Here is a 24,975-nt window from a genome sequence, read left to right as displayed (position 1 = left end):
TTCTCAAAAACTATATTGTATTTTATAGACAAACTAGTTAAAATTTAGAAAAATAGAAGGGGATAGACGTATGAAGCAACAACTAAAAATTGCAGAACTTCTGAAACGAATTGAAACTTCAAAACAGCAAGATATCGAACTAGGTTCTTATGAAATATATGTGTTTAGCGAAAATGAATTAGAAAAAGGACAAATCGGTTACCGATATGATAAACATAAACATTCATTAATAAGTGAAGAAAACGGTAAATGGCAAGAAGAATGGATTGTTATTGGATATGAAACAGATATGGGGGATCCTGTTTTTGTAAATGTAGCTGATGATGCTTATCTAGTTTATACTGCAGAGCGTGGTACAGAAACGTGGCAACCCGTTCATATTGGAAATATGGATGAGATTATAAAACAATTATAAGAAAAACTTTGAGACCGGTGCAAAGTGACGGGAGAAAAACATGAAGTATATAAAAATAATGAGCATGATTGCATTCATTGGAATATATATGGGAGGCTGTTCGCAAGAAGAGCCGAAAAAAGAAGTAACATCTTCTATGAAGGAAACAAACAAAGATAACAAGGAAGACGCACCGGTAGAAAAGCAGCAGGAAGAACAAGAAAAGAAAAAAGAACCGCAAGCAGTTCAAAAAAATCAGCAAGTGGAGCATAAGCAGGAGGAAGTGCCGGCCGAGGAAAAGAAACAGGAATCTACGCCAGTACAGCCAACTGAGCAACCGCTGCAAAATAATGAACAAAAAGTACAGAGTAATGAAAAACAAGGAAAGTTTCTTGTTGTTATTGATCCAGGGCATCAACAAAAAGCAAATTTAAATTTGGAGCCGATTGGGCCAGGAGCAACGACGCAAAAATATAAAGTGACAGATGGTACAACTGGTGTTGTGACGAAAAAAAGAGAGGCTGTTCTCGTATTAGAAATGGCTTTCGTATTAAAAGAACAGTTAGAAGCAAAGGGAATCCAAGTATTAATGACGAGAACGTCACAAGATGTGGATATAAGTAATAAAGAACGCGCGACATTTGCGAATGACCATAAGGCGAATTTGTTTTTGCGTCTTCATGCAGATGGTTCTGAAAATCCGAATCAAAGTGGATTTTCTGTATTAACGCCGGCAGAAGGAAGTCCGTACACGAAAGAGATTTATGCTGAAAGTCTTCAAATCTCTCAAACGATTGTAAATAAAATGAGAGAGAATCAGCAGGTGAAAGTAAATGGAATTAAATTCAGGGAGGATCTTTCTGGATTTAATTGGGCAAAAGTTCCTGGCGTATTGTTAGAACTTGGGTTTATGTCAAACCCTGAAGAAGATAAAAAATTATCTGACCCACAGTATGTAAATTCTTTATTGCAAAGTGTAACGGATAGTGTAGAGGAATATCGGAAGAGCAAAGCTTAAACGCAGTCTTACATGTAAGGCTGCGTTTTTCTATATGAAAACACTCGTAAATTAGAATATTATGGATAAATATGACATGCTTAATTTTACCTGCACTTTTTGCCGAATGCTGATACAATAAAGGATGTTACTATTTAGTAGAAAGAGTGGTAAGCATGTTAGATTGGATGAAAAAGCTGTTTAACAAAGAGGAAGAACAAACAGCGATAAATAAAGAAGTACCAAAGCAAATCGAAAGTCAGCCGAAGATCCCTCGTGTAAACCACTACACTGAAGCAAGAGAAGCACAAATGGCAAGTCGGAATGCAGGTAAATGCCGTTTTCCATTAGTACCGGATAATGGGTTCGATGAAGAGGATGTTATAGCAACAGGGCATTTTGAAGAACAACCTGTTCAAGTTGTAACATATGAAAATCAGCCTACTCAAAGAGGGGTCAAAGTGGAAAGAAGTAGACGACAGTATGTGGAAAAGGTAGTTTCTACATATGAAGAGCCGGAAGTACAATATGAACCGGAGAGAGAGCCTGTCGTAAAGAAAGCATCTGCACCTTCGCAAGAAAGTAACCGTAGACCATTTCGTCCAACAGAAATGATCTCGCCAATTTACGGATATAATCGTCCTTCTGTAGAAAAAAAGGTAGAAAAGCAGGAGGAAGAAAAGGAAAGAGAAGATCTTGAAATATCTGTAGAGGGCAAATCAGTCGTTGATGCATGGTTAGAGAAAAAAGGATATACATTATCTGATTTCTCAGAAGGACAAGTAACAAATTCTTCCAGTCATGAAGGCGTTGATCAGCGAGATCAACAAAGTAAAAAGGAAGAAAAGTCAGTTGTCGATCAATGGCTAGAGAAAAACGGTTATGAAATTGAACGCCAAGAGCCTATAGTAGAAGAAAAAGAAGTGGTTCAAGAAATTAGTGCACAGCAGGAAGTTCCAGCGGGTGAAGTACCTTATCAAACAATTGCTGGGCGTATGGAAGATGCTAAGCAAGAAAGTGATGTAGAGGCCAAAAACATTCTACAAACGGAATTAGTAGATTCTAAAGTAGAGCACGAGGATACAATATTATCAGAAGAAACTAAACGTAATACAGAAATAGAACAACCTACTATTGAAGTAGAAAAGCAAGCTCCAGAAGAATCAGTGATTGTCAAAGCAGAAGAAAAACTTGAAGAAACAATCATCGTGGAAATACCAGAAGAAGTGGAAGTAATTGCGGAAGCAGAAGAGCTAGAAGAAGTGGAAGTAATTGCGGAAGCAGAAGAGCTAGAAGAAGTGGAAGTAATTGCGGAAACGGAAGAGCTAGAAGAAGTGGAAGTAATTGCGGAAGCAGAAGAGCTAGAAGAAGTGGAAGTAATTGCGGAAGCAGAAGAGCTAGAAGAAGTAGAAGTAATTGCGGAAGCAGAAGAGCTAGAAGAAGTAGAAGTAATTGCAGAAGCAGAAGAAATAGAAGAAGCAGAAGAACTAGAAGAAGTGGAAGTAAAGCAGAAGAGCTAGAAGAAGTAGAAGTAATTACGGAAACGGAAGAGCCAGAAGAAGTGGAAGTAATTGCAGAAGCGCCAGAAGAAGCAGAACCTGTAGCGCTTGAGGAAACACAGCAAGAAATGGTTTTAAATGAAGCGATTGAACAAACGAATGAATTCATACATGTTGCTGAGGCTGATGAACAAACGAAAAAAGATGTTCAAAGCTTTGCAAATGTTTTAATTGCAGAAGAACAACGAGTTGTAGAAGAAGCACCGATTGCGGAAGAGCAGCCAGTTGTAGAAGAAGCACCGATTGCGGAAGAGCAGCCAGTTGTAGAAGAAGCATCGATTGCGGAAGAGCAGTCAGTTGTAGAAGAAGCACCGATTGCGGAAGAACAACCAATTGTACAAAAAGAAGAACCAAAACGTGAGAAAAAGCGTCATGTACCATTTAATGTTGTTATGTTGAAACAAGACAGAACGCGATTAATGGAAAGACATGCGGCTAGAGCGAATGCAATGCAATCTTCTATGAGCGAACGAGTAGAGAATAAGCCTGTACAACAAGTAGAAGAAACACCAGTGCAACAAGTAGCAGTGGACCCACAAGTGGAAGAGAAACCAATGCAGCAAGTAGCAGTGGAACCACAAGTGGAAGAGAAACCAATGCAGCAAGTAGTGGTGGAACCGCAAATGGAAGAAATACCAATGCAACAAGTGGCAGTGGACCCACAAGTGGAAGAGAAACCAATGCAGCAAGTAGTGGCAGAGCAAGTACAAAAGCCAACTTCGAGTACGGAAGTACAAGAGAAAGCATATGTTGTAAATCAAAGAGAGAACGATATGCGAAATGTATTGCAAACACCACCGACATATGCAATTCCGCCATTAACATTGTTGTCAATTCCGCAGCAGGCAGCGTTAGATAATACGGAATGGTTGGATGAACAGAAAGAATTATTAGATACAACATTTAATAATTTCCACGTTGGTGCACATGTTATTAACGTATCGCAAGGTCCAGCGGTAACTCGTTTTGAAGTACAGCCAGACCCAGGTGTGAAAGTAAATAAAATTACAAATTTAAGTGATGATATTAAACTGAGTTTAGCAGCGAAAGATATTCGTATTGAAGCACCGATTCCAGGGAAGAGTGCGATTGGAATCGAAGTTCCAAATAAAGAAAGTAAGCCAGTATTCCTTCGTGAAATTTTACGAAGTCCTGTGTTTACAAAGAGTGAATCACCGCTTACAGTTGCGCTAGGACTTGATATTTCAGGCGATCCAATTGTAACGGATATTCGAAAAATGCCACATGGACTTATTGCGGGTGCAACGGGTTCTGGTAAAAGTGTGTGCATTAACGCAATTTTAACGAGTATTTTATATAAAGCAAAACCGCATGAAGTGAAGTTAATGTTAATCGATCCGAAGATGGTTGAGCTTGCACCATACAATTCTGTTCCACATCTTGTAGCACCTGTTATTACGGATGTAAAAGCAGCGACAGCGGCTTTAAAGTGGGCAGTTGAAGAAATGGAGCGTCGTTATGAATTGTTTGCGCACGCGGGTGCTCGTGATTTAACTCGTTACAATACCATTGTAAGTGGGCGAGAAATTCCAGGAGAGACATTACCTTATATCGTTATTGTCATTGACGAGTTAGCCGATTTAATGATGGTAGCACCTGGTGATGTTGAGGAAGCGATTTGTCGTATTGCACAAAAAGCACGTGCTTGTGGTATTCATTTATTAGTTGCGACGCAGAGACCATCTGTAGACGTTATTACAGGTTTAATTAAGTCAAACATTCCAACGCGTATTGCGTTTACTGTATCATCTCAAGTTGATTCGCGTACAATTATTGATATTGGGGGCGCGGAGAAATTACTTGGTCGTGGTGATATGCTATTTTTAGGCAACGGTACGTCTAAACCAGTTCGTGTACAAGGTGTATATGTATCGGATGATGAGATTGAGAAAACAGTTGATCATGTGAGAAAGCAAATGAAGCCGAACTACTTATTTAAGCAAGAGGATTTATTAGCGAAAACAGAACAAGCTGAGTCGGAAGACGAATTGTTCTTTGATGCATGTCAATTTGTTGTAGAACAAGGGGGAGCGTCCACATCTTCTGTACAGCGAAAATTCCGCATCGGTTATAATCGCGCGGCACGTCTCATTGAAGAGATGGAATCGCAAGGGATTATTTCTGAAGGAAGAGGAACGAAACCGAGAGATGTCCTTATTTCTGAGGATGAATTCGCTGCTATGCAGGAAACAAATGTATAGTAAACGGTTTTGCTGTATACTAATAGAAAATGTTGGATAGTAAAGTAGGGAGTAAAGCGACATGAAAGAAATTGAATTAAAATTAAAAGGTGAAATAAATAGACTAACAAATAGAACATTTAAATTTGACGAACGTGTTGGAGAAGGTTGGTTTTCTGCCGTTTACTTTTTAAAGACTAGAGAAATCATTGAAGAATTTCGCCCGAAAAGTGTTGTGACGATGCAATTTTTCCAAAAGGAAAATGCAGTTCTTTGCGGAACAGATGAAGTGATTGCATTGCTACAAACATTCGCAAAAAATCCTGAGGAACTTGAAATTAACTCTTTAAAAGATGGCGATAATATTAGTCCGTTTGAAACAGTGTTAACAATTCATGGTCCTTATGAAAATTTCGGATTTTTAGAAGGTGTCATTGATGGGATTTTAGCCCGTCGTACATCAGTTGCGACAAACGTATATAACGTTGTCCAAGCTGCACGTAGTGTAGATAAAGAAAAACCAGTTATTTTCATGGGAGATCGTGACGATCATTATACGCAACAAGCTGGTGACGGTTATGCAGCATACATCGGAGGTATGAGCGCACAAGCGACGCATGCGATGAATGAATGGTGGGGCAGAAGTGGTATGGGGACAATGCCTCACGCATTAATTCAAATGTTTAATGGTGATGTTGTGGAAGCGGCAAAAGCATATCATAAGAAATTCCCAGAAGATGAATTAGTTGTATTAATTGATTACAACAATGATGTCATTACAGATGCACTTCGCGTAGCGCGTGAATTTGGATTAACATTAAAAGGTGTACGTGTAGATACGTCGCGCACGATGATTGATCAATACTTCATTCGCCACCCAGAAGTACTTGGAACATTCGATCCACGTGGTGTAAACCCATCGCTTGTATTCGCACTTCGTAAAGCACTTGATGAAGAAGGATTCCAGCATGTAGACATCGTTGTAACTGGTGGATTTGATGAGAAGCGTATTCGTGAATTTGAAGCCCAAAACGTACCTGTTGATATATACGGAGTAGGAAGTAGCTTATTAAAAATGAATATTGGCTTTACTGGTGATAACGTAGAATTAAATGGAAAACCAGAAGCGAAAGCTGGTCGTAAATATCGTCCAAACCCACGTTTAGAGAGTGTTCAATTAGAAAAAAGAGAAGATATGTAAAAGAGAGAAAAACTGATAGGTGATTGACCCTATCAGTTTTTCTGTTATCATAGTATAGCGGCTTCTTTTTTGCTATAATGGATTTGTTATGGACATAAAAAAGAAGTACGTACGAGTTTATCCTGATAGGTGAAGGGAAGAATAACTTCACTACATCAAAAATGTATGATGATTACCAAAATAAGAAAAGATTCATATACTGTCTTATAGATAGGCCGTTGTATTAGTTCGAAATGTTGGAGGTTCTTTAAGATGACAGTTTACCATTTTGTAGGAATTAAAGGAACAGGAATGAGTTCATTAGCTCAAATTCTTCATGACATGAAGCATACTGTTCAAGGGTCTGATTATGAAAAGCGTTTCTTTACACAAACAGCGTTGGAAAAGCGTAATATCTCGATCCTTCCTTTTGATAAAAATAATGTAAAAGAAGGACAAGTGATTATTGCAGGAAATGCATTTCCTGATACGCATGAAGAAATCGTAGCAGCAAAAGAATTAAACATCCCAGTACATCGTTACCATCACTTCTTAGGTGATCTTATGAACCAATACACAAGTGTTGCTGTAACTGGTGCACATGGAAAAACATCAACAACTGGTTTGTTAGCCCATGTAATGCAAGGTGCACACCCAACATCTTACCTTATTGGAGATGGAACAGGGCATGGGGTAGAAAATAGTAAGTATTTTGTATTTGAAGCTTGTGAGTATCGTCGTCATTTCTTGTCTTACAATCCAGACTATGCAATTATGACAAACATTGATTTTGATCATCCAGATTATTTCTCAGATATCAATGATGTATTCAATGCATTCCAAGAGATGGCATTGCAAGTGAAAAAAGGCATTATTGCATGTGGAGATGATGAAGAACTTCAAAAAATTCAAGCGAAAGTACCTGTTATTTTCTATGGATTTGGAGAAGATAATGATTTCCAAGCACGTAACATTCAAAAGAGAACAGATGGTACTATTTTCGATGTATTCGTTCGTAATACGTACTATGACACGTTCAAAATTACAGGATACGGCAATCACAGCGTATTAAATGCATTAGCAGTAATCGCGCTTTGCCATTATGAAAACGTTGATGTAGAAGCAGTTAAGCATCAGCTAACAACTTTTGAAGGCGTAAAACGTCGCTTTAATGAAAAGCCAATGGGAGAGCAAGTTATTATCGATGACTACGCACACCATCCGACAGAAATTAATGCAACGATTGAAGCAGCTCGTCAAAAACACCCAGAGCGTGAAGTTGTCGCTGTATTCCAGCCACATACATTCTCACGTACAGAAAAATTCTTAGATGAGTTCGCTGAAAGTCTAAGCAAAGCTGACCAAGTATACTTATGTGATATTTTCGGATCAGCACGCGAAAACAAAGGTGAATTAACAATTGAAGATCTGCAAAAGCGTATTGACGGTGCAGAACTAATTACAGATACAACAACGGATGTATTAAAGAAACATAAAAACGGCGTTCTAATTTTCATGGGCGCAGGCGACATCCAAAAATTCGAAGCAGCTTACGTAAAAGAAGTTCAAGTTGCAGAGAAGTAAGAAAAAAGACGCATAGCTGTGGCTGTGCGTCTTTTTTGTTGTGTTCGATATATTTTAAAAAGCGTTGATATGTTGATATTGTTTATTCTTTTTGTAGAGTTGTTTTAATAAAACGATATAAATTAAACTAAAAAGTACATATCCAATTAAATAATAGAATGAAAACATATCGAATTGTTTTGTTATCATAATTCGAATCGCGAAAAATGCAAATGGAAGAGCGATTAAAACGCTAGTACTAAATGAAATCACTGTTTTTAAAAATTTTAATTGCTTTGTATTCCAATGGTTTTCTCTATAGATGAACCAAATGTTGCTTGTGATAAAGGCTAATAAAAATGGTAAATTAGCTGAAATATTTATAAAGCCCAGTGCGATAGGTACTGATAAAGCAACGAGTGGAGCAACAGATAGTCCTGTAAAGTATTTAATAAATGTATTTGTAGATTGCTGTGCATCTTGAATAACGTCTGTATATTCTCTGGCAATTTCCTGTGCTAATTCTTTTGGAGGAAGAAATTCTTCAATCACTTGTGAAGGGATGCTTGCTAATGGTATCCCTTCACGTTCTTTACTTAATGCATTTTCATATAAATCAGATTTGATTTCTAGCACATGTTGTTCTCTTGCGGAGATAGGTAAGTTCATTAAACCTTTGTCGAAATCCTGTAAGAAAGAAGCAATGAGTTCATTTGAAAAGAATTGTTCCTTGTTCATTCTTTATCCTCCCCTTTAGCTAGTAACATTAGAGCTTGATACACTGCATCATAATCATGTAAGCGACTATGTAAAATTTCTCTCCCTTCATCTGTAATTTGATAGTATTTTCTTTTTGGACCATCACCGGACTCTTCCCAATAGGAAATAGCCCAATTGTTCTTCGTGATTCGATTTAATATAGGGTAAATCGAACCGTTCGGGATATGAAACACAGGGATATTTTGTAAGGCACTTGTAATTTCGTATCCGTACATAGGTTGTTTACTTATTAAAGACAAAATAGCGAGATCAAAAACACCTTTACGTAATTGAATTATAAAATTATCATTTTTTTCCATACTTTAACTATATATGATTCATATCTAGCTATCAATCATATATAGTTGTTATTCTTATATTAAACCGAAAAAAGTGTTAATATTTAACATTTTGCATCTGTAAGTGTTAGAATAATAAGAAAAATAAAAGGGGCTAAAAAGCATGTTCACACTTCGAGTAGATGACGAAATCGAATTACAGTTATTAGAGAAGCATTATAAAGAGGAATTATATGAATTATTAGATCAAAACCGTAACCATTTAAGAAGATGGCTTCCTTGGGTAGATGGGATGAAATCTGCTGGTGCGTATGATGAAATTTGTCCGATGTGGTTAAAGAAGTTTGCAGAGGGAGACGGTTTTGAAAGTGGTATACGTTACAAAGGAAAGCTCGTTGGGATGGTAGGTATTCATCCGGTAAGCTGGGGAAAGAAAGCGGCGAGTCTCGGATATTATCTGGCAGAAGACGCTGGTGGGACAGGTATTATGACGCGTAGCGTAAAGGCTGTACTTCACTATGCATTTGAGAATTTAAAATTAAATAAAGTGGAAATTAGATGCGGTGTTGAAAATGTGAAAAGCCGCGCTATTCCAGAGCGTTTAGGTTTTAAGTTAGATGGTATTTTAAGGGATGAAGAATGGTTATATGATCATTTTCACGATATCGCTGTATATAGTTTACTAGCTTCAGAGTGGAAGGAGATCCGATGAACGAGAAGATACGCATTATTCCGTATGAAAGTACGTTTCAAGATGAAGTAGTAGATCTTATCGTTCATATTCAGCAAAAAGAGTACAATGTTCCCATTACGAAAGAAGAGCAGCCAGACTTACTTGAAATAGAAACGTTCTATCAAAGGGATTATGGAAACTTTTGGATAGCAACTTATGATGATAAAGTAGTTGGAACAGTAGCTTTATTAGATATTGAGAATCGGCAAGTAGCGCTAAGAAAAATGTTCGTAAAAAAAGAATTTTGCGGAAAAGGGTGGGGCACATCACATAAGTTGCTCCAAACAGCAATTTCGTGGGCTGAGAATAAAAAGCTGAAAGACATTTACTTAGGAACGACAGTGAAATTTTTAGCGGCCCATCGCTTTTATGAAAAGAATAATTTCCAAAGTGTGAGTATAGACGAGTTGCCAAAAAGTTTTCCAGTGTTACAGGTAGATAAGAAATTCTATAGGTATATCGTTTAAGAAGGTCATTCAGAAATGGCCTTTTTTCATGACTAAAATGGAAAAAGTGGTATAATTTAGGTTAGGGGGTGTAGGTATGGACTTTCCGATTCAAAGAAGTAAGTCAGTAGTAATTTTCGTTTGTCTCACGTTAGTTTTTATGTTCGTATATCCACTTGTCATGATTATCTCAAATAAAGAGCAGTGGATGTCAGCGTTAATTGGAATGGGTTTATGCTTCCTTGTAAATGTGCCACTCGTTTGGGAAGTATTTATTAAAAAGCATAAAGTAGAAAATGGTGTATTAAAGTACGGCATTTTAAATGACGATATCGTATTGAAAGAGATAAGAATCATTCGTCAAGTTGGGAAATACCTTGAAATTACGACGAATGCATACAAAGTACATATGGTTGCGATACCGCAAGATATGAATGAATTTTTGGCGCTTATCGAGAAAGAGAATCCAAATGTGAAAATAGAAATGGTAGGTAAGAAATGAAATATGTAAAACCGTTGTTTTGTTTGTGCTTGTTGGTTGCACTAGAGTATATATGAAATGGGATCTGCCCTTATATGTACCAATATTAATAGGTACTATTGCAGTGGCGCTTTTATATTATTTTCATTTTGAGCAAACAAAAAGTGAGAAAAGTAGTTCTATATAGTGCAGGAGGATTAGAGATGAAAAAAATCTGTATGTTGTCTCTATTTTTGCTAACAGCATCATTTCTTATAATAGGGTGTAGTGCGAAGAAGGAAAAGGCAGATATGAACTTAGAAAAGGCACAAAAGGTTGAGATTGAATCACTTACGGATTCAAGTGATAAAAAAGTAATTACTGATAAGAAAGAAATTGAAAAGCTGTTTGAAGTCATGAAAATGGATAAGTGGGAAATGCAGTCGGCTCCTTTAGATACTCCGCAAGGGAAAACATTTAAAATGTACCAAGAGGATACAAAAAAAATATCGGAGTCGAGTAATGATAAAAAAGCGTTACATGAAATTGGTACTATGACAGTATATAAAGATGTTCCGTATGTTGAAGTTGAAATGAAAAATAAGAAGATGAGTTTTAAAGTGCCAGAAGATGTGGCGAAAGATTTATTAAATTATTAATAAAAAAACGCTCGGAGAACATTCCGAGCGTTTTTATTATTATTTTAAGTTCTCTGGGTTTAAAGCTTCTAATTCAGGTACAACGAAGCGTCCATCTTTACGGATTAGTACGTCGTCGAAGTAAATTTCGCCGCCGCCGTATTCAGGGCGCTGGATGCATACTAAATCCCAGTGAATGTTCGAGTTGTTGCCGTTCCATGCATCGTCGTAAGCTTGTCCAGGAGTGAAGTGGAAGCTGCCATCGATTTTTTCATCGAATAGGATGTCTCCCATAGGATGTAAGATGTATGGATTTACGCCGATTGCGAACTCACCAACGTAGCGTGCGCCTTCGTCTGTATCGAAGATTTTGTTAATGCGCTCTGTATCGTTTGCAGTTGCTTCAACGATTTGACCGTTCTCAAACTTAAGTTGTACATTTTCAAATGTATAACCGTTGTAAGGAGATGGTGTGTTGTAAGAAACTGTACCGTTAACAGAATCGCGAACTGGTGCAGAGTATACTTCACCGTCTGGAATGTTTAAATGACCAGAGCATTTAATAGCTGGAATGTCTTTAATAGAGAATGTTAAGTCAGTTCCAGGACCAGTTAGGCGAACTTTATCTGTTTTATTCATTAATGTAACAAGGCTATCCATCGCCTTATCCATTTTACCGTAGTCTAAGTTACAAACTTCGAAGTAGAAGTCTTCGAAAGCTTCTGTGCTCATTTTAGCAAGCTGCGCCATAGAAGCATTTGGGTAGCGAAGAACAACCCATCGCGTTTTCGGAACGCGGATGTCTCTATGAACTTTCTTACCAACTGTTTGACCGTGAATTTGCATTCTTTCACTTGGCACGTCAGCTTGTTCGTTAATGTTATCGCCAGAGCGAAGACCGATATAAGCGTCCATATCTTTCATTACGCTTGCTTCATATGCAGCGATTTGTTCGAAATGTTCTTCAGTAGCACCCATTAATAAAGAGCGATCTACTTGATGATCTTTTAGAGAAACGAATGGGAAACCACCAGCGGCATATGCTTCTTTTACAAGTGCAGTTACAAGTTCTTTTTGTAAGCCAAAGTTTTCAATTAATACTTTTTCGCCTTTTTGTAAGCGGATAGAGTAGTTAATTAAATTGTATGCTAACTTTTCAATGCGTGGATCTTTCATATGTAAAGCCTCCCTACTAATTATGTATCCTCTCCTATTGTAACCTACTTAGTGGAATTTGTTGAATCATTTATGTTAAAGTTAACGAATAAGTATGAAAATTCTAATGAAAAGATAGGGATTAGAACGAAACGGAAAATGATTGTATAATAGGGGAAAGTATGAAAAAGATAAAGGAAGTGATGAAATGCAAGTTCTTTTATATGTAAGTGCAGCTATTATCGCGGTTGCTTTCGCTGTATTAGTAGTGTATGTATGCAGAACGTTGTTATCGGTACAAAAGACGTTAGAAAACGTTGCAAGCACGTTAGAAGGTTTAGAAAAGCAAATGCAAGGGATTAGCGTAGAGACGGAGCAATTATTACATAAAACAAATGCGTTAGCTGATGACATTCAACAGAAGTCACAATCATTAAATAAAGTAGTATCGGGTGTAGATGGAATTGGAACAACAATCCATTCTTTAAATACGAAACTTCGTAATGCATCAGATTCTGTTACGGACGAAATTGAAAACAATGCAGATAAAGTAGCGCAAGTTGTACAGTGGAGTAGCGCTGCAATTGAAGTATACAATCATTATCGTGCGACAAGACAAGAGAAAAAGGTTGAAAAAGAAGAGCGTAAATTAGAAAGACTTGAGAAAAAAGCTGAAAAGAAAGAGAAGCGCTCTAGACTTCGCATGAGAGGTGAATCGTGATGAATATGACAAAAATTGAAGCAATTGAAGAGCTTGAAGTATTAGTAGAAAAAAACGAGCCTTATGTTCTTTTTAAACATAGTACGACATGCCCGATTAGTCATGGTGCATATACAGAATTTCAAGCGTATTGTAGTGAAGAACGAGCAGTACCAGCGTATTACTTATACGTACAAGATGCGAGAGATGTTTCGAATCGTGTTGCAGAACAGTACAGCATTAAACATGAATCTCCGCAAGTGTTATACATAAAAGATGGGATGGTAGTATGGAATACGTCTCATTGGAACATTAAAAAAGACGCTTTAGAAGAGAATATTAAGTAAAAAGAAGCAAGCTAAAGGTGCTTGCTTCTTTTTTTTGTTTTTGTTGAAATATATTTAATGGTACACTGTTATTAGTTCAAATTAAATAATTAGATTGTTGAAAGTAGGTTTTAAGTAATGAAGAAAATGGCATTATCCTTCGCGGTCGTAAGTTTATTACTAGGAGCTTGTAGTAATGATACGATTAGTAAGAAGGATGAAGTTATACAGAAGGATACGAAAGAAAAAAGCATGATTCCGAGAACTGCTGTTTCTAAAGATTATTATAGAACTGTAATTCCTTTAAAAGAACAAAAGGTTATAAATACAGCTAATATAAAAACAAATTCTAAATTAGATTTAGCAGAGTATGAAAATGGTTTAATGAATATTGCAAAAGAGCAATTTGATACAGAGAATCATGTACTACAATTAAATCAGTATATTCCGGAGAAGTTAGTTGATGAACTAGTCGCAAAAGTAGAAGCACCAGTTTTGACGAATATTATAGAACAAGACTATTTCGGAAAACAGAATTCAAACGAACTAAGTTTATCTGGTGTTATGATTGGTTTAGCTATGTCTTCAAGTGTATCGAATGAAGAAGCTATGTCTAAAGGTACTGAAGTTGCCAAGCAACTTATTGAAGCGATTAATAAAAATGACAAGTATAATAAGTCTCCAATTACGTTCGCTATCTTTAAGCAAGAAAATACAAGTTCTTTAAAAAATGGTACGTATATTGCTAGTGCTACCGTTCAAAAGAATGATACGAACCTTGGAAATTGGAGCACGATCGATGAACAAGCATTTTCATATCCTTCTGATGAATTTACAAAAGCACATGGAGAAGATAATACCAAAATAACTGAATTTGCTGATGCAATGAAAGGTTTTTCTCCGGCAGATTTTATCCCAGTAAATGCTAAAGTTTCTTACAAGAAAAACCAGATGGATACATTAAATATGAATATCGTTATTAAATATAACGGTAAAACAGAATTAATGGCTCTTACCCAAATGGCTGCTCAAAGTATGTTAGAAAAATTACCTAAAGATGCGAAAGTACAATTGCAGATAAAGTCCGAGAGTAAAATCGAGGCAATTATTATAAAAGAGAAAAACAGCGAAAAACCGTTTGTTTCCTTCTTATAAAAAAAAGACAGTGTTTAAACTGTCTTTTTTTTATTGAAAATGGTGTTATGGCGGATAAGCCAAATCAAATTCCAAAAAGTAAGGGGGAAGTCATATGAACTTAAGAGACTTAAAAAATAAACATATTAAGTATGATTGGAAAACTATTTTTGTAGGCGTCCAAGGGAATTATTTTAGTAAAGACGTTATTTCTGATTATGCAGTAGAATTGATGGGGATTGGTGATGAAAGTGAGTTTGTTAGTGAACTTTCATGGAGAGTCTCTAATGAAAATTTAGGTAAGGTGATGTTAGAAATAAAAACTAATTATTTTTCTCAATTAGATGAAGAAAGCACAGTGTTAGTAGAAGAGAAAAGAAAACTAAGATTTGTTTGTTTATCTGAAATAAAAGAAAGATGTAAAGAAGATAATGAGTTATTAAATGAAATTGCAAAGTTTTATGGAAATCATCACTATCCAGAAGATATGGTGAGTTTTGTTAATTATATGCCTCAAGAAGTTCCCACTACGAAAAAAGATTTGGTAAATAGGTTTGGGGAATTTTTGAAATTAGAGGAATCGAGATTTAAATGCTAATATATACAAACTATCAATAAATAGGTCGTGACTTACAATTAGTTTCTGAAACGGGAAGGTAAGTTATGCTATATGTAATCGCAGAGAATAATAATGAGCCATTTGAAACCTAGATGTTATAACATACTTTCCAAGCTCGTTTAGAGTTACAAGAAGATACGATTGTTGAAATTAATGGTGATGGAAATCAGCTTTTTATTATGGGACCATGCACAGTAGAAAGTTATGAACAAGTACGTCAATTTTCTGAAGCAATGAAAGATCGATGCGTAATACGCTTCATGTTTCCGCTGTGCCGATTTTAAAGAAAGAAACACATATTTACCTGTCGTTGTCGATATAACGCATTCTACAGGGCGATGTGACCTCCTATTGCCAGCCCAGATCCAGCGCGCATCAAATGAATATCATTTTCGGTTTCTGTCGGTAAGTCGATATATTTGAAAAATCACCGATATAAATTTCATTTACTATCTACTATCGTATTGCTTAAAATAAGGTTTCTACGTATTGAATATCTATATTTTTACAAAAAATGTCCTTTTTTTCATAAAAAATACGAAAATACGAGAAAAGAAGCGAATTTTTTCGAAACTTTTGCGGGAAAATATTGTATGAGCCTGCGTTTTTATCGTATCATTAGTAAAAGGAAGAACTCGGGACGATTGGTGGCATCTGCAAATAGAGTTGATGTCTTTTTTTCATTCAAGTAACCGATACATAAAAATAGATAACAAAAATAGAAGGAGTGTGCGATGAGATGAACGTAACAATTTATGATGTAGCGCGTGAAGCAAACGTTTCAATGGCTACCGTATCTCGTGTAGTGAACGGTAATCCAAATGTAAAGCCTACAACAAGAAAGAAAGTATTAGAAGCAATTGATCGTTTAGGGTACCGCCCAAATGCGGTAGCACGTGGACTAGCAAGTAAGAAGACAACTACAGTAGGTGTTATTATTCCTGATATCTCAAATACGTTTTATGCAGAACTTGCTCGTGGAATTGAAGATATCGCAACAATGTACAAATATAACATCATTTTAAGTAACTCTGACCAAAACAAAGAGAAAGAGTTCCATTTATTAAATACGATGCTTGGAAAACAAGTGGACGGAATTGTTTTCATGGGTGAAGATATTACAGACATTCACATTGAAGAATTCAAAAAGTCTCCAGTACCGATCGTATTAGCAGCGTCATTTGATGAGCAAAATGAAACGCCATCAGTAAATATTGATTATACGCAAGCAGCTTACGACGCAATGAAGCACTTTATTGAGCAAGGGCATACGCGTATCGGTTTCGTCTCTGGTCCTTTCATTAATAAAGCGGGAAGCGCGAAGAAGTTACAAGGTTATAAAAAAGCTTTAGAAGAAGCAGGTATTTCATATGATGAAAATCTTATAATCGATGGAGATTACACATATGATTCAGGTATCGAAGCATTCGAAAAGCTTTGGAGCAGTGATGAAAAGCCAACAGCAATCTTCGTATCTTCTGACGAAATGGCACTAGGTGTAATCCATGCAGCACAAGACGCTGGATTAAACGTACCAACTGATGTAGAAGTACTTGGTTTCGATAATACACGCCTTGCATTAATGGTTCGTCCGCAACTTTCAACAGTTGTACAACCAATGTATGATATCGGTGCAGTAGCAATGCGTCTATTAACAAAGTATATGAACAAAGAAAAAGTGGAAGATCACACTGTTATCTTACCTCACCGCATCCAATTTAGAGATTCAACGAAATAAGTATAAAAAAGCTCACAGCAATTGCTGTGAGCTTTTATTCGTATTCAGGGTAGTATGTTTTAACTATTGTATCTACCGTTTCATTTTTTTTAACGTGTAAAAATCTTGCGTACAACTCTGTTCCTGTTTCAAATGAAGTATCATTTAATTCAAATACATGTAGCACTTTTCGAAACTTCCATGTGACTTGTTCACCATACACATTATCGTACGATTCTTCAGAGTGTATAGCTATTTTTTTGCCTAATTCGTGAGCTTCCTCTAGGTCGTTTGCTTTAACGAGGATAATACTTTCTTCAAAAAGTTTATCGCGATTTTCTTCATAATGCTCATCCATTTTCGTAGGATGAGGCTCACCAGAATGAACAGATTCAAACAATAATTTTACAGCGTACATATTATGCTGCATGTTTCACCTTATAAATAATACTTGCGACAAGCGAAGCAGGTATTGTAAATACGTTGCTTTGATAATGATAGTGTATTTGGGATTCTTCATAAGACATGTTGTCATATAGTTCGTTTTGTGAAACATTCATTTTTTTCTGCTTTTCTTTGAGCATCTTAATATAGTTATACTGTATTGGGACGAAAATGATGAAATAGGCTAATACAATTAGTGAAATCCAAATCATATGAACACTCCCTTATAAAGGATATTTATATATATTAATTATATTGATTTACATAAAAAAATATCCATTTATTTCTAACGTTCAATTTCCTTTCCAAAATGCAAAAAGTTCTTCAGGACTTCGTAAATTATGTTTAAGGCATGTTTGTGCAGTGTGCTTAAAACTTTGTATTAGCGGTTCTAACCGAGAAGGATCATATTGTTTTACATTGCCAGCAATAATAGTTTCATCTTCTTCTAAGTTAATTGATATTTTTAGCAAAGTTATATTTGTTTCTAATTGCACAACTTCAATATAAAAAAACTTTTTGTCTAAGTCGATTGTAATATAATCGAATCGCTCTACTTGTTTAAAATATCCTACAATATCATCTTCCAATTGAAATCCTCCCTAGTATATAGCTTATCGGTGACTTCGCTACAAAATAGTATTAATCCTTGTTATATGTCACATAAGTGCAAATTTAACATATTATCCGAAAGAAGTTTCCTTCCTCAGGCGTGTGAAAGACGATAGTCTAGCGGCAGGTGGAGATGAATTTCGGTTTGGCGTAGCCGAACATTTGGTTTTCCTATTTATTTCGCCTCTGATATAATCAGTCTTATAAGAGGGGAATTTTAGTATAACAATGAAAGTAGATAATAATCTTGTAGTGTTCAGGTTGTGTGATCACCGTCATAGCTTATGGAAAATGAAGCGGAAAATGAGGTGAATGGATATGCCAAAGCAGAATAAGGCGTATAAATTTCGTCTGTATCCAACAGAAGAACAAGCACATCTCATACGAAAAACATTCGGGTGTGTACGTTTTGTGTATAACAAAATGCTGGCTGAACGAATAGAAGTATATGAAAAATATAAAGAGAACAAGGAAGAACTAAAGAAAGAAAAATTCCCTACTCCTGCAAAATATAAGACAGAGTATGAATGGTTGAAAGAAGTTGATTCATTGGCATTGGCCAACGCGCAATTAAACTTGCAAACTGCGTATAAGAATTTTTTTAGTGGTCAAAGTGATTTTCCTACATTCAAAAGTAAAAAGAGTAGAAAATCCTATACAACGAATCGAGTAAACGGAAATATTATGTTATTTCATGGTTATATTAAATTACCAAAGTTGAAAATGGTGAAACTGAAGCAACATAGAGAAATCCCGCCAAAACATATCATCAAATCGTGTACGATTTCGATGACACCTACTGGTAAATACTATGTGTCCATCTTGACTGAATATGAAAAAGAGATTGTACAAAAAGAAGTACAAAGTGTAGTTGGATTAGACTTTGCAATGGCTGAATTGTACGTGAGTAGCGAAGATGAGAAAGCCAATTATCCTCGCTTTTATCGTCAGATGTTAAAGAAATTAGCGAAGGCACAACGAGTATTAGCAAGACGTGTGAAAGGTTCAGAACGCTGGAATAAACAACGCATTCGTGTAGCGAAATTGCATGAAAAGGTCGCCAATCAACGTAAAAATTTTCTTCATCATAAGTCTAAAGAGTTAGCTACGAATTTTGACGTTGTAGCAATCGAAGACTTACATATGAAAGGAATGTCACGAGCATTTAGATTTGGTAAGAGTGTAGCGGACAACGGTTGGAGGATGTTCACGACATTTTTAGCATATAAGCTACAAGAAAAAGGAAAACAGCTTGTAAAAATAGATAAATGGTTTCCTTCTACAAAGATGTGTAGTAATTGTGGAAATAAAAAAGAAATGCCGTTATGTGAACGCACGTATACGTGTTTGTGTGGACTTACAATTGGCCGTGATTATAATGCAGCGATTAATATCAAAAAGGAAGCCATCCGCTTATTAGTGTTGGCATAAATAATAACAAAATAACCTTTGGAACAAGGGAGTTAGCTCGGCTGTCCTAGGACAAATTCGTTAGCTATCAAAAGTAGCGATGAACCGAGAAGCCCCTACTTCAAGTAAGCTCGTAAGAGGTACTAAGTGGTGGGTAGTTCACCTATTATAGGGCAATGTCATGTATAATAGAAAGAAAAGGCTTGTGAGGGGGGAGAAAAGATGATCGTTCTTTGGATAATTACGCTTTGTATGACTGCTATTTTTGCATATATGACGTTAAAACAAAATGGCTTAAAGCGATTTGTTCCAGGAAGTATTCTTGCAGGAATTGCCCTTATCACGTATGTAATTTCTATTTTTATTGAAAGTGTATCAGTGGACATGAGCACAAGTTTAATGTTCATGGGTATTACACTATTTGCAGGTAGTATTATGGTACTTATGGTTGCAGGTATTATTTTATTTATTCATATGAATTCGGAAACGTTATAGCATATAGAAAAGGCATGTCCCGAGGGGCATGCCTTTTTATCCGTTCAATTATGCTCTATCTTTAGAAGAATTTTGTTGTTTTAATAAGTCACGAATTTCGCTAAGAAGAACTTCTTCTTTCGTTGGCTCTGGAATTTCTTCTGTCTTTTCTTCTTCTTCTCTTTTAGATGTTAGTTTGTTGAACACTTTAACGAACATAAAGATAGAAGCTGCAATAATTAAGAAATCAAAAATAGTTTGGATGAAGTTACCATACATAATAGATGATTTACCGAATGTAAGTTTTAAATCTGTAAAGTTAACGCCGCCCAGTACCATACCAAGTAATGGTGTGATGATATCTTTTACTAAAGAACTAACGATTTTACCGAATGCAGCACCGATTACAACCCCGACAGCTAAATCGATTACATTCCCTTTGAATGCGAATTTTTTAAACTCGTTCCACATGTGTTAATCCCATCCTTTCCACGATTCAATATGAAATTTATAATTCCTATCAACATATTCTATAGAAATTTGTGATAGAAATAAAGAGGAAATGGGAATGAAAGTAAATTCTGAAAAATGTATCCGTTTTAATTTTTGCTTACAGCTTGCAGTAGAGATTGGAGCATTTGTTGAGATTTTAATCCTTCTAATCCATCTACAATAGGCTGTGTATCACCTTGTACACATTGGATAAAATGATGAACAGCATCTTCAAATCCGCGCTGCTTTAACGTTGTCTCCCATGATGGTGAACCACTTTGTGAAACGGAGTTTTCTTGCTCAATTTCAAATGTGTTCATATTTTTTACGCGAATGATTTTACCTGCCGTTACAAGTTCAATTTGTTCTAAATTTGTACCTGCATGGCGGTGCATCGCCGTAGAAAGTAAAAGTCCATTTGCAGTTGTATATGTATGATGTCCGTAAAGAAGTTCGTTCTTTTCATTGATTTGCATCATATTATGAACGATGTTAAGGTCATCGTTAGCTAACCAGCGAGCAGTATCTACAATATGTAAGTAATCATCTAACATAGTAAAGTCATACGTATATGGCCCCACTTTATTTGTGCGGTGCTTTTCAATTCGAACCCATGAAATATTATGAGCTTGCTCTTTTGCAGCAACATACATAGGAACGAATCTGCGATTAAATCCGACCATTAACTTTCGGTTATACTTTTCACTCATTTCAACTAGCTTCTCTGCTTGCTCAGTAGTAGCAGCTAGCGGCTTATCAACATAAACATCGATTCCTTTTTTCAGAAGTTCAGAAACGATTTCATAATGTGTAGCAGTTGAACTATGAACGAAAGCCGCATCACATTCTGAAGCGAGTGCCTGAAGGTTAGCGAAATCTTGAATACGATATTGCTCGCAAATTTGTTTTCTTTTATTAACATTAGGTGTAAACGCTCCCACAAAAGTCCAATCAGTTTCCTTTGTCAGTGTTGGAAGGTAAGCCTTTTGTGCAATACTACCTAATCCAATCATTCCAATACGAGGTTTGCTCATGTTTTTTTCCCACCCTATTATAAATATATAAGTTGTCTAGCTGTATAGCTATGTGACGAAATAACTGTAGCATAGACTGGGGAGAATGGCAAAAAATAGATTTGAAAATGATACGTTTTTTATAGGAAATGAGCTTTTATTTATTTGTCGCTAACAAAATCTTCTCTATCTCTTCAAAGTTATGAACACGGGCATGCTCTAGCGGGGTAACACCATCGTTGTCGGGAATATTTACATCTGCACCGTGCTCAATAAGAAGCTGAATGACTTGTTGCTGTGTTTCGTTTCCATTACTTAGTACGATGGCTTCCATTAAAGCGGTCCACCCGAGATTATTTACATGGTTAACATCAATAGTTGTTCGCGTAAGGAGTTCTTTAATAACATCAATATAGCCATGTTCTGAGGCGGGGATAAGAGCTGTTCCGCCGTAACGATTTGTAAGCGATGGATCTGCACCGGCATCAATCGTTAGTTTTAAAATATCAAAGTAACCTTCTGCACCGGCGTATAGAAAGGGATTGTTTTTCATATCGTCTTGGATATTTACGTCAGCCCCTTTTTTGAGTAATGATATAACAGTATTCGTTTCTTGTTTCTCAGTAGCTGTTAGTAGTGCTGTCTCCATGTTTGTCATCTCCTTTTTAACTTCTTGTTCTTGTGAGCATCCTTGTAAAAAAATTACGCAACATATCATGCTTACTGTTTTTTTGAACATGGAATTTCAACCTCCTTTTGCAAGCAATTCGGTATCCTAATTTAAACTGTAAAATAGGAACATTAAATTTTTATAAACTGACGCTAAAATTACTATAAAATCGCTTGAGTATTTGAACATATATTTTTATGCTTATGAGTAATAAGGTTTGGTAAAGTGAAACTTTAATCAGTGGGGGGGGCCCCCACTGATTATTAGTTGAACCAATCGGGCTTTTATGGGCAGTTGATTCCTACCTAACTTCTTTGCTTTCTCTGGATTTTGAGGTGGGGGTCTTACTGCCCGTTAATGCGGGGTAAAGTGAGGATGTAACATATGTCTATTAAAACAAGATTTTTATTCTCTTATATTGCTGTTATTTTCGTTTCCATTACGCTCATATTAGTCGCGGGATTTTTAATTGTTTTTTCCATAACAGGAGACTTGGAATCAGTGAAAAATTTCTATAAAAGTTCCTATATTCAAAAGCCGCTTACGCCAGAAGAAGAGAATACGTATATTGAATTGAAATTAGCGGCAAAGAAAAATCAATCTCAACTATTAGATGAATCGTTCGTTTCAACACTTGAAAAAGAAGGTGTGAAAATAGTTGTAAGAAAGGGAGAAACCATTTCTTATGCTACAAAAGTATTTGAAAGTGTATCTTTAAAAGAAGCCCTTCCGAAATTTGAATCAGCAAATATTAATAGTCGTGGTACAACGGAACTAGGCGATACATTTTATCGATATGTAAAATTTGATTTTTATTTTCCTGGGGATGAAGAAGGGAGTATATTTGTACTAAAAAGGCAAAGTTCATTTGTCGATCTTACACAAAAGTTATTTCCGATTTTGTTCGGAGCGCTTTTACTGTTAGCCATTTTACTCATAGGGCTATTAAGTTATTTCGTCTCAAGAAGTGTGATAAAACCAATTTTTGTACTGAAAGATGCGACTGGGAGAATTAAAGAAGGGGATTTAGATTTCCAAATTCCAGTTACATCCCATGATGAGATTGGGCAATTAAATCAAGGATTTGAGGAAATGAGGAAGAGATTAAAAGAGTCGATAGAGATGCAAACGCAGTATGAAGAAAATCGAAAAGAGCTCATTTCAAACATATCTCATGATTTAAAAACACCGATTACATCTATTATTGGATATGTAGAAGGCATAAAAGATGGAGTCGCAAATACGCCAGAAAAAATGGATAAGTATTTAACGACCATTCATACGAAGGCAAAGCATATGGATACACTCATTGATGAGCTCTTTTTGTTTTCAAAGCTTGATTTGAATCGAGTTCCTTTTCAGTTTGAAACGATAGAGTTAAACGTGTTTATGCAAGAATTATTAGAAGAGATGCAGATGGATTTAAGTGAGGAAGGTATAGAAGTTTATTTACAATTGCATTCATCACCACTATATGTAACGGCCGATTGTGAAAAGATAAATAGAGTGATATCAAATTTAATTCATAATAGTGTGAAATACATGGATAAAGAAGCGAAGAAAATTACTGTAACAGTATTAAGTGATAACAATACAGTCATTGTAAAAGTGGTGGACAATGGATCAGGTATAGAAGCTGATACGCTGCCGTATATATTTGAGCGGTTTTATCGTGCAGAGCAATCGCGAAATTCTAGCACAGGTGGTAGTGGACTTGGCTTAGCGATAGCGAAGCAAATTGTTGAAGAACATGGCGGAGAAATTTGGGCGGAAAGTAAGCTTGGGGAAGGTACAAGTATTTTCTTCTCATTGAAAAAAGTACAGGAATGTGGTGAGTAGAATGAAGAGAATTTTATTAGTAGAAGATGAAATAAGTATTGCAGAATTACAGCGAGATTATTTAGAAATTAGTGATTTTCAAGTCGATGTAGAACATACAGGAGAAGTAGGTCTACAAATGGCTCTTCAGGAAGATTATAATCTAATTATTTTAGATATTATGCTTCCGAAAATGAATGGTTTTGAAATTTGTAAACAAATACGTGCTATAAAAGACATTCCGATTTTACTTGTTTCAGCAAAGAAAGAAGATATAGATAAAATTCGCGGACTCGGTTTAGGGGCGGATGATTATATAACGAAACCGTTTAGCCCGAGTGAATTAGTAGCAAGAGTAAAGGCGCATATTTCTCGTTATGAAAGATTATCAGGAAATGTGAGTAAGCAACGCGATACGTTATATATTCATGGGATTTCTATCGATCAGCGAGCGAGAAAAGTGTTTATAAACAATGAAGAAATTGCGTTTACAACGAAGGAATTTGATTTACTAACATTCTTTGTAACGCATCCAAACCAAGTATTAAATAAAGAACAGTTATTTGAACGTATTTGGGGACTAGACTCAGCTGGCGATTTAGCCACTGTCGTTGTTCACATTCGAAAGCTACGTGAAAAAATTGAAAGAGATCCTGCTCACCCGCAATATATTGAAACAGTGTGGGGAGCTGGTTATCGCTTTAACGTGTAATGTACCTGCCGAGTAATTGGCAGGTTTTTTATTGTTATCTGGACTAAAAGGGAATAATAGGTAATTTATGTTAAGATATAAAGAGAGATAAAACATAGGAGAGCATGAGAGGGCGTGCTACATTTTGGGAGATACATTAAAAGATAATAAATTAAACAAGACTTTAAAGATTGGAACGAATATCGTACTTATCTTATTAATTATCGGTGCAATACAAATGTTTTATGATGGAGATTCTACGAATGATCATTTCGGTGGGTTATTTATGATGGTCTTTTTTGGAATTAAAATAATTTCTAGTTTTATGATGAGTATAAAAGAAGGAGATAAAAAGGCAGTATTACTTGATGTAGGCTTAATGATTTTTTTGTTCTTCTTGTTGTTTCTAGTGTGAAATACTTCTTTTGAAAAAAGCTCATATTCTTATAGAGGCTGTGAGCTTTCCTTAGT

The 24,975-nt window shown here is 36.0% G+C and carries 27 protein-coding genes and 2 pseudogenes; 20 read left to right on the top strand and 9 right to left on the bottom strand.

What is annotated here, in order from left to right:
* Positions 1-70 precede the first annotated feature (70 nt).
* The 5 genes and pseudogenes from DN393_RS15960 (at position 71) to murC (ending at position 7,915) form a co-directional block, all read left to right on the top strand.
* Entirely contained in the window at positions 71-415 is a 345-nt protein-coding gene (locus tag DN393_RS15960; RefSeq protein WP_064474546.1) for a hypothetical protein, read from the top strand.
* A gap of 40 nt (positions 416-455) precedes the next feature.
* The gene (locus DN393_RS15955; protein WP_149173678.1) at positions 456-1,412 is read left to right on the top strand and encodes an N-acetylmuramoyl-L-alanine amidase; all 957 of its coding nucleotides are present in this window, start codon (positions 456-458) and stop codon (positions 1,410-1,412) included.
* A gap of 155 nt (positions 1,413-1,567) precedes the next feature.
* A pseudogene (locus DN393_RS32290) lies at positions 1,568-5,172 on the top strand (DNA translocase FtsK).
* Between the two features lie 61 nt (positions 5,173-5,233).
* On the top strand, positions 5,234-6,352 hold the full coding sequence (locus DN393_RS15945; RefSeq protein WP_064474549.1) for a nicotinate phosphoribosyltransferase: 1,119 nt from the start codon (positions 5,234-5,236) through the stop codon (positions 6,350-6,352).
* A gap of 252 nt (positions 6,353-6,604) precedes the next feature.
* Positions 6,605-7,915, top strand: coding sequence for a UDP-N-acetylmuramate--L-alanine ligase (gene murC, locus DN393_RS15940; protein ID WP_000219461.1), 1,311 nt, complete (start codon positions 6,605-6,607; stop codon positions 7,913-7,915).
* Between the two features lie 54 nt (positions 7,916-7,969).
* Here murC and DN393_RS15935 read toward each other — a convergent pair whose 3' ends face one another.
* Together DN393_RS15935 and DN393_RS15930 are read right to left on the bottom strand one after the other, a co-directional pair.
* On the bottom strand, positions 7,970-8,632 hold the full coding sequence (locus tag DN393_RS15935) for a hypothetical protein (protein ID WP_088047653.1): 663 nt from the start codon (positions 8,630-8,632) through the stop codon (positions 7,970-7,972).
* Positions 8,629-8,973, bottom strand: coding sequence for a PadR family transcriptional regulator (locus DN393_RS15930; RefSeq protein WP_064474551.1), 345 nt, complete (start codon positions 8,971-8,973; stop codon positions 8,629-8,631). Before DN393_RS15930 ends, DN393_RS15935 begins: the two co-directional genes overlap by 4 nt.
* Positions 8,974-9,115: 142 nt before the next feature.
* Between DN393_RS15930 and DN393_RS15925 the strand changes: the two genes are divergently transcribed.
* The 4 genes from DN393_RS15925 (at position 9,116) to DN393_RS15910 (ending at position 11,250) form a co-directional block, all read left to right on the top strand.
* Positions 9,116-9,664: a GNAT family N-acetyltransferase gene (locus DN393_RS15925; protein ID WP_064474552.1), complete on the top strand. Its 549-nt coding sequence runs from the start codon at positions 9,116-9,118 to the stop codon at positions 9,662-9,664.
* On the top strand, positions 9,661-10,152 hold the full coding sequence (locus DN393_RS15920) for a GNAT family N-acetyltransferase (RefSeq protein WP_088047652.1): 492 nt from the start codon (positions 9,661-9,663) through the stop codon (positions 10,150-10,152). The genes DN393_RS15925 and DN393_RS15920 overlap by 4 nt, the downstream gene beginning before the upstream one ends.
* A 76-nt stretch (positions 10,153-10,228) precedes the next feature.
* Positions 10,229-10,633 (top strand): PH domain-containing protein, encoded by a 405-nt coding sequence (locus DN393_RS15915; protein ID WP_064474554.1) that lies wholly within the window; start codon positions 10,229-10,231, stop codon positions 10,631-10,633.
* 182 nt (positions 10,634-10,815) lie between these two features.
* Positions 10,816-11,250, top strand: coding sequence for a hypothetical protein (locus DN393_RS15910; protein ID WP_088047651.1), 435 nt, complete (start codon positions 10,816-10,818; stop codon positions 11,248-11,250).
* Between the two features lie 39 nt (positions 11,251-11,289).
* On the opposite strand, the gene DN393_RS15905 is transcribed toward DN393_RS15910, so the two are convergent.
* Positions 11,290-12,405 (bottom strand): aminopeptidase, encoded by a 1,116-nt coding sequence (locus DN393_RS15905; RefSeq protein ID WP_000654739.1) that lies wholly within the window; start codon positions 12,403-12,405, stop codon positions 11,290-11,292.
* A gap of 187 nt (positions 12,406-12,592) precedes the next feature.
* Between DN393_RS15905 and DN393_RS15900 the strand changes: the two genes are divergently transcribed.
* The 6 genes and pseudogenes from DN393_RS15900 to ccpA all read left to right on the top strand — a co-directional run bounded on the left by DN393_RS15900 (position 12,593) and on the right by ccpA (position 16,901).
* Complete coding sequence (locus DN393_RS15900; RefSeq protein WP_081257212.1) at positions 12,593-13,105, top strand: DUF948 domain-containing protein; 513 nt, start codon at positions 12,593-12,595, stop codon at positions 13,103-13,105.
* A complete protein-coding gene (ytxJ, locus tag DN393_RS15895) occupies positions 13,105-13,431 on the top strand; it encodes a bacillithiol system redox-active protein YtxJ (protein WP_046956174.1) in 327 nt (108 codons plus the stop codon). The genes DN393_RS15900 and ytxJ overlap by 1 nt, the downstream gene beginning before the upstream one ends.
* 117 nt (positions 13,432-13,548) lie before the next feature.
* Positions 13,549-14,565, top strand: coding sequence for a CamS family sex pheromone protein (locus tag DN393_RS15890; RefSeq protein WP_064474557.1), 1,017 nt, complete (start codon positions 13,549-13,551; stop codon positions 14,563-14,565).
* Positions 14,566-14,659: 94 nt separating this feature from the next.
* Positions 14,660-15,142, top strand: coding sequence for a DUF2247 family protein (locus tag DN393_RS15885; protein WP_070169156.1), 483 nt, complete (start codon positions 14,660-14,662; stop codon positions 15,140-15,142).
* Between the two features lie 256 nt (positions 15,143-15,398).
* Positions 15,399-15,520 (top strand): annotated as a pseudogene (locus DN393_RS32425) (bifunctional 3-deoxy-7-phosphoheptulonate synthase/chorismate mutase); the annotation flags it as partial.
* A gap of 382 nt (positions 15,521-15,902) precedes the next feature.
* Complete coding sequence (gene ccpA / locus DN393_RS15865) at positions 15,903-16,901, top strand: catabolite control protein A (RefSeq protein ID WP_001103309.1); 999 nt, start codon at positions 15,903-15,905, stop codon at positions 16,899-16,901.
* A 34-nt stretch (positions 16,902-16,935) separates the two neighbouring features.
* Here the strand turns inward: ccpA and DN393_RS15860 are convergent, their stop codons facing one another.
* The 3 genes from DN393_RS15860 to dhp61 all read right to left on the bottom strand — a co-directional run bounded on the left by DN393_RS15860 (position 16,936) and on the right by dhp61 (position 17,914).
* Positions 16,936-17,298: a DUF4288 domain-containing protein gene (locus DN393_RS15860; protein ID WP_116443042.1), complete on the bottom strand. Its 363-nt coding sequence runs from the start codon at positions 17,296-17,298 to the stop codon at positions 16,936-16,938.
* Between the two features lies 1 nt (position 17,299).
* Complete coding sequence (locus tag DN393_RS15855; protein ID WP_088047648.1) at positions 17,300-17,536, bottom strand: DUF3949 domain-containing protein; 237 nt, start codon at positions 17,534-17,536, stop codon at positions 17,300-17,302.
* Positions 17,537-17,617: 81 nt separating this feature from the next.
* Positions 17,618-17,914 carry a protein Dhp61 gene (dhp61, locus tag DN393_RS15850; RefSeq protein WP_088047647.1) on the bottom strand — a complete coding sequence of 99 codons (297 nt, stop codon included), beginning with the start codon at positions 17,912-17,914 and terminating at the stop codon, positions 17,618-17,620.
* Between the two features lie 340 nt (positions 17,915-18,254).
* Here dhp61 and DN393_RS15845 point away from each other — a divergent pair, with 340 nt between their 5' ends.
* Entirely contained in the window at positions 18,255-19,367 is a 1,113-nt protein-coding gene (locus DN393_RS15845; protein WP_149173677.1) for an RNA-guided endonuclease TnpB family protein, read from the top strand.
* A 201-nt stretch (positions 19,368-19,568) separates the two neighbouring features.
* Complete coding sequence (locus DN393_RS15840; RefSeq protein ID WP_000636592.1) at positions 19,569-19,841, top strand: DUF3917 domain-containing protein; 273 nt, start codon at positions 19,569-19,571, stop codon at positions 19,839-19,841.
* A gap of 48 nt (positions 19,842-19,889) precedes the next feature.
* Here the strand turns inward: DN393_RS15840 and mscL are convergent, their stop codons facing one another.
* The 3 genes from mscL to DN393_RS15825 form a co-directional block, all read right to left on the bottom strand.
* Positions 19,890-20,291: a large-conductance mechanosensitive channel protein MscL gene (mscL, locus tag DN393_RS15835; RefSeq protein ID WP_064474560.1), complete on the bottom strand. Its 402-nt coding sequence runs from the start codon at positions 20,289-20,291 to the stop codon at positions 19,890-19,892.
* Positions 20,292-20,419: 128 nt separating this feature from the next.
* Positions 20,420-21,346 carry a Gfo/Idh/MocA family protein gene (locus DN393_RS15830; protein ID WP_088047992.1) on the bottom strand — a complete coding sequence of 309 codons (927 nt, stop codon included), beginning with the start codon at positions 21,344-21,346 and terminating at the stop codon, positions 20,420-20,422.
* Between the two features lie 136 nt (positions 21,347-21,482).
* On the bottom strand, positions 21,483-22,064 hold the full coding sequence (locus DN393_RS15825; protein WP_149173676.1) for an ankyrin repeat domain-containing protein: 582 nt from the start codon (positions 22,062-22,064) through the stop codon (positions 21,483-21,485).
* A 315-nt stretch (positions 22,065-22,379) separates the two neighbouring features.
* Between DN393_RS15825 and DN393_RS15820 the strand changes: the two genes are divergently transcribed.
* The 3 genes from DN393_RS15820 (at position 22,380) to DN393_RS15810 (ending at position 24,919) form a co-directional block, all read left to right on the top strand.
* On the top strand, positions 22,380-23,834 hold the full coding sequence (locus DN393_RS15820) for a sensor histidine kinase (protein WP_064474562.1): 1,455 nt from the start codon (positions 22,380-22,382) through the stop codon (positions 23,832-23,834).
* Position 23,835: 1 nt separating this feature from the next.
* The gene (locus tag DN393_RS15815) at positions 23,836-24,525 is read left to right on the top strand and encodes a response regulator transcription factor (protein ID WP_064474563.1); all 690 of its coding nucleotides are present in this window, start codon (positions 23,836-23,838) and stop codon (positions 24,523-24,525) included.
* Between the two features lie 124 nt (positions 24,526-24,649).
* On the top strand, positions 24,650-24,919 hold the full coding sequence (locus DN393_RS15810; RefSeq protein ID WP_088047995.1) for a hypothetical protein: 270 nt from the start codon (positions 24,650-24,652) through the stop codon (positions 24,917-24,919).
* The last annotated feature ends 56 nt before the right edge of the window (positions 24,920-24,975 follow it).

This window comes from Bacillus sp. BPN334 (assembly GCF_008368885.1).
GTDB lineage: Bacteria > Bacillota > Bacilli > Bacillales > Bacillaceae_G > Bacillus_A > Bacillus_A wiedmannii.
Note: the sequence above shows the minus strand (reverse complement) of the source record. Positions and strands in the feature narration are given on the sequence as shown.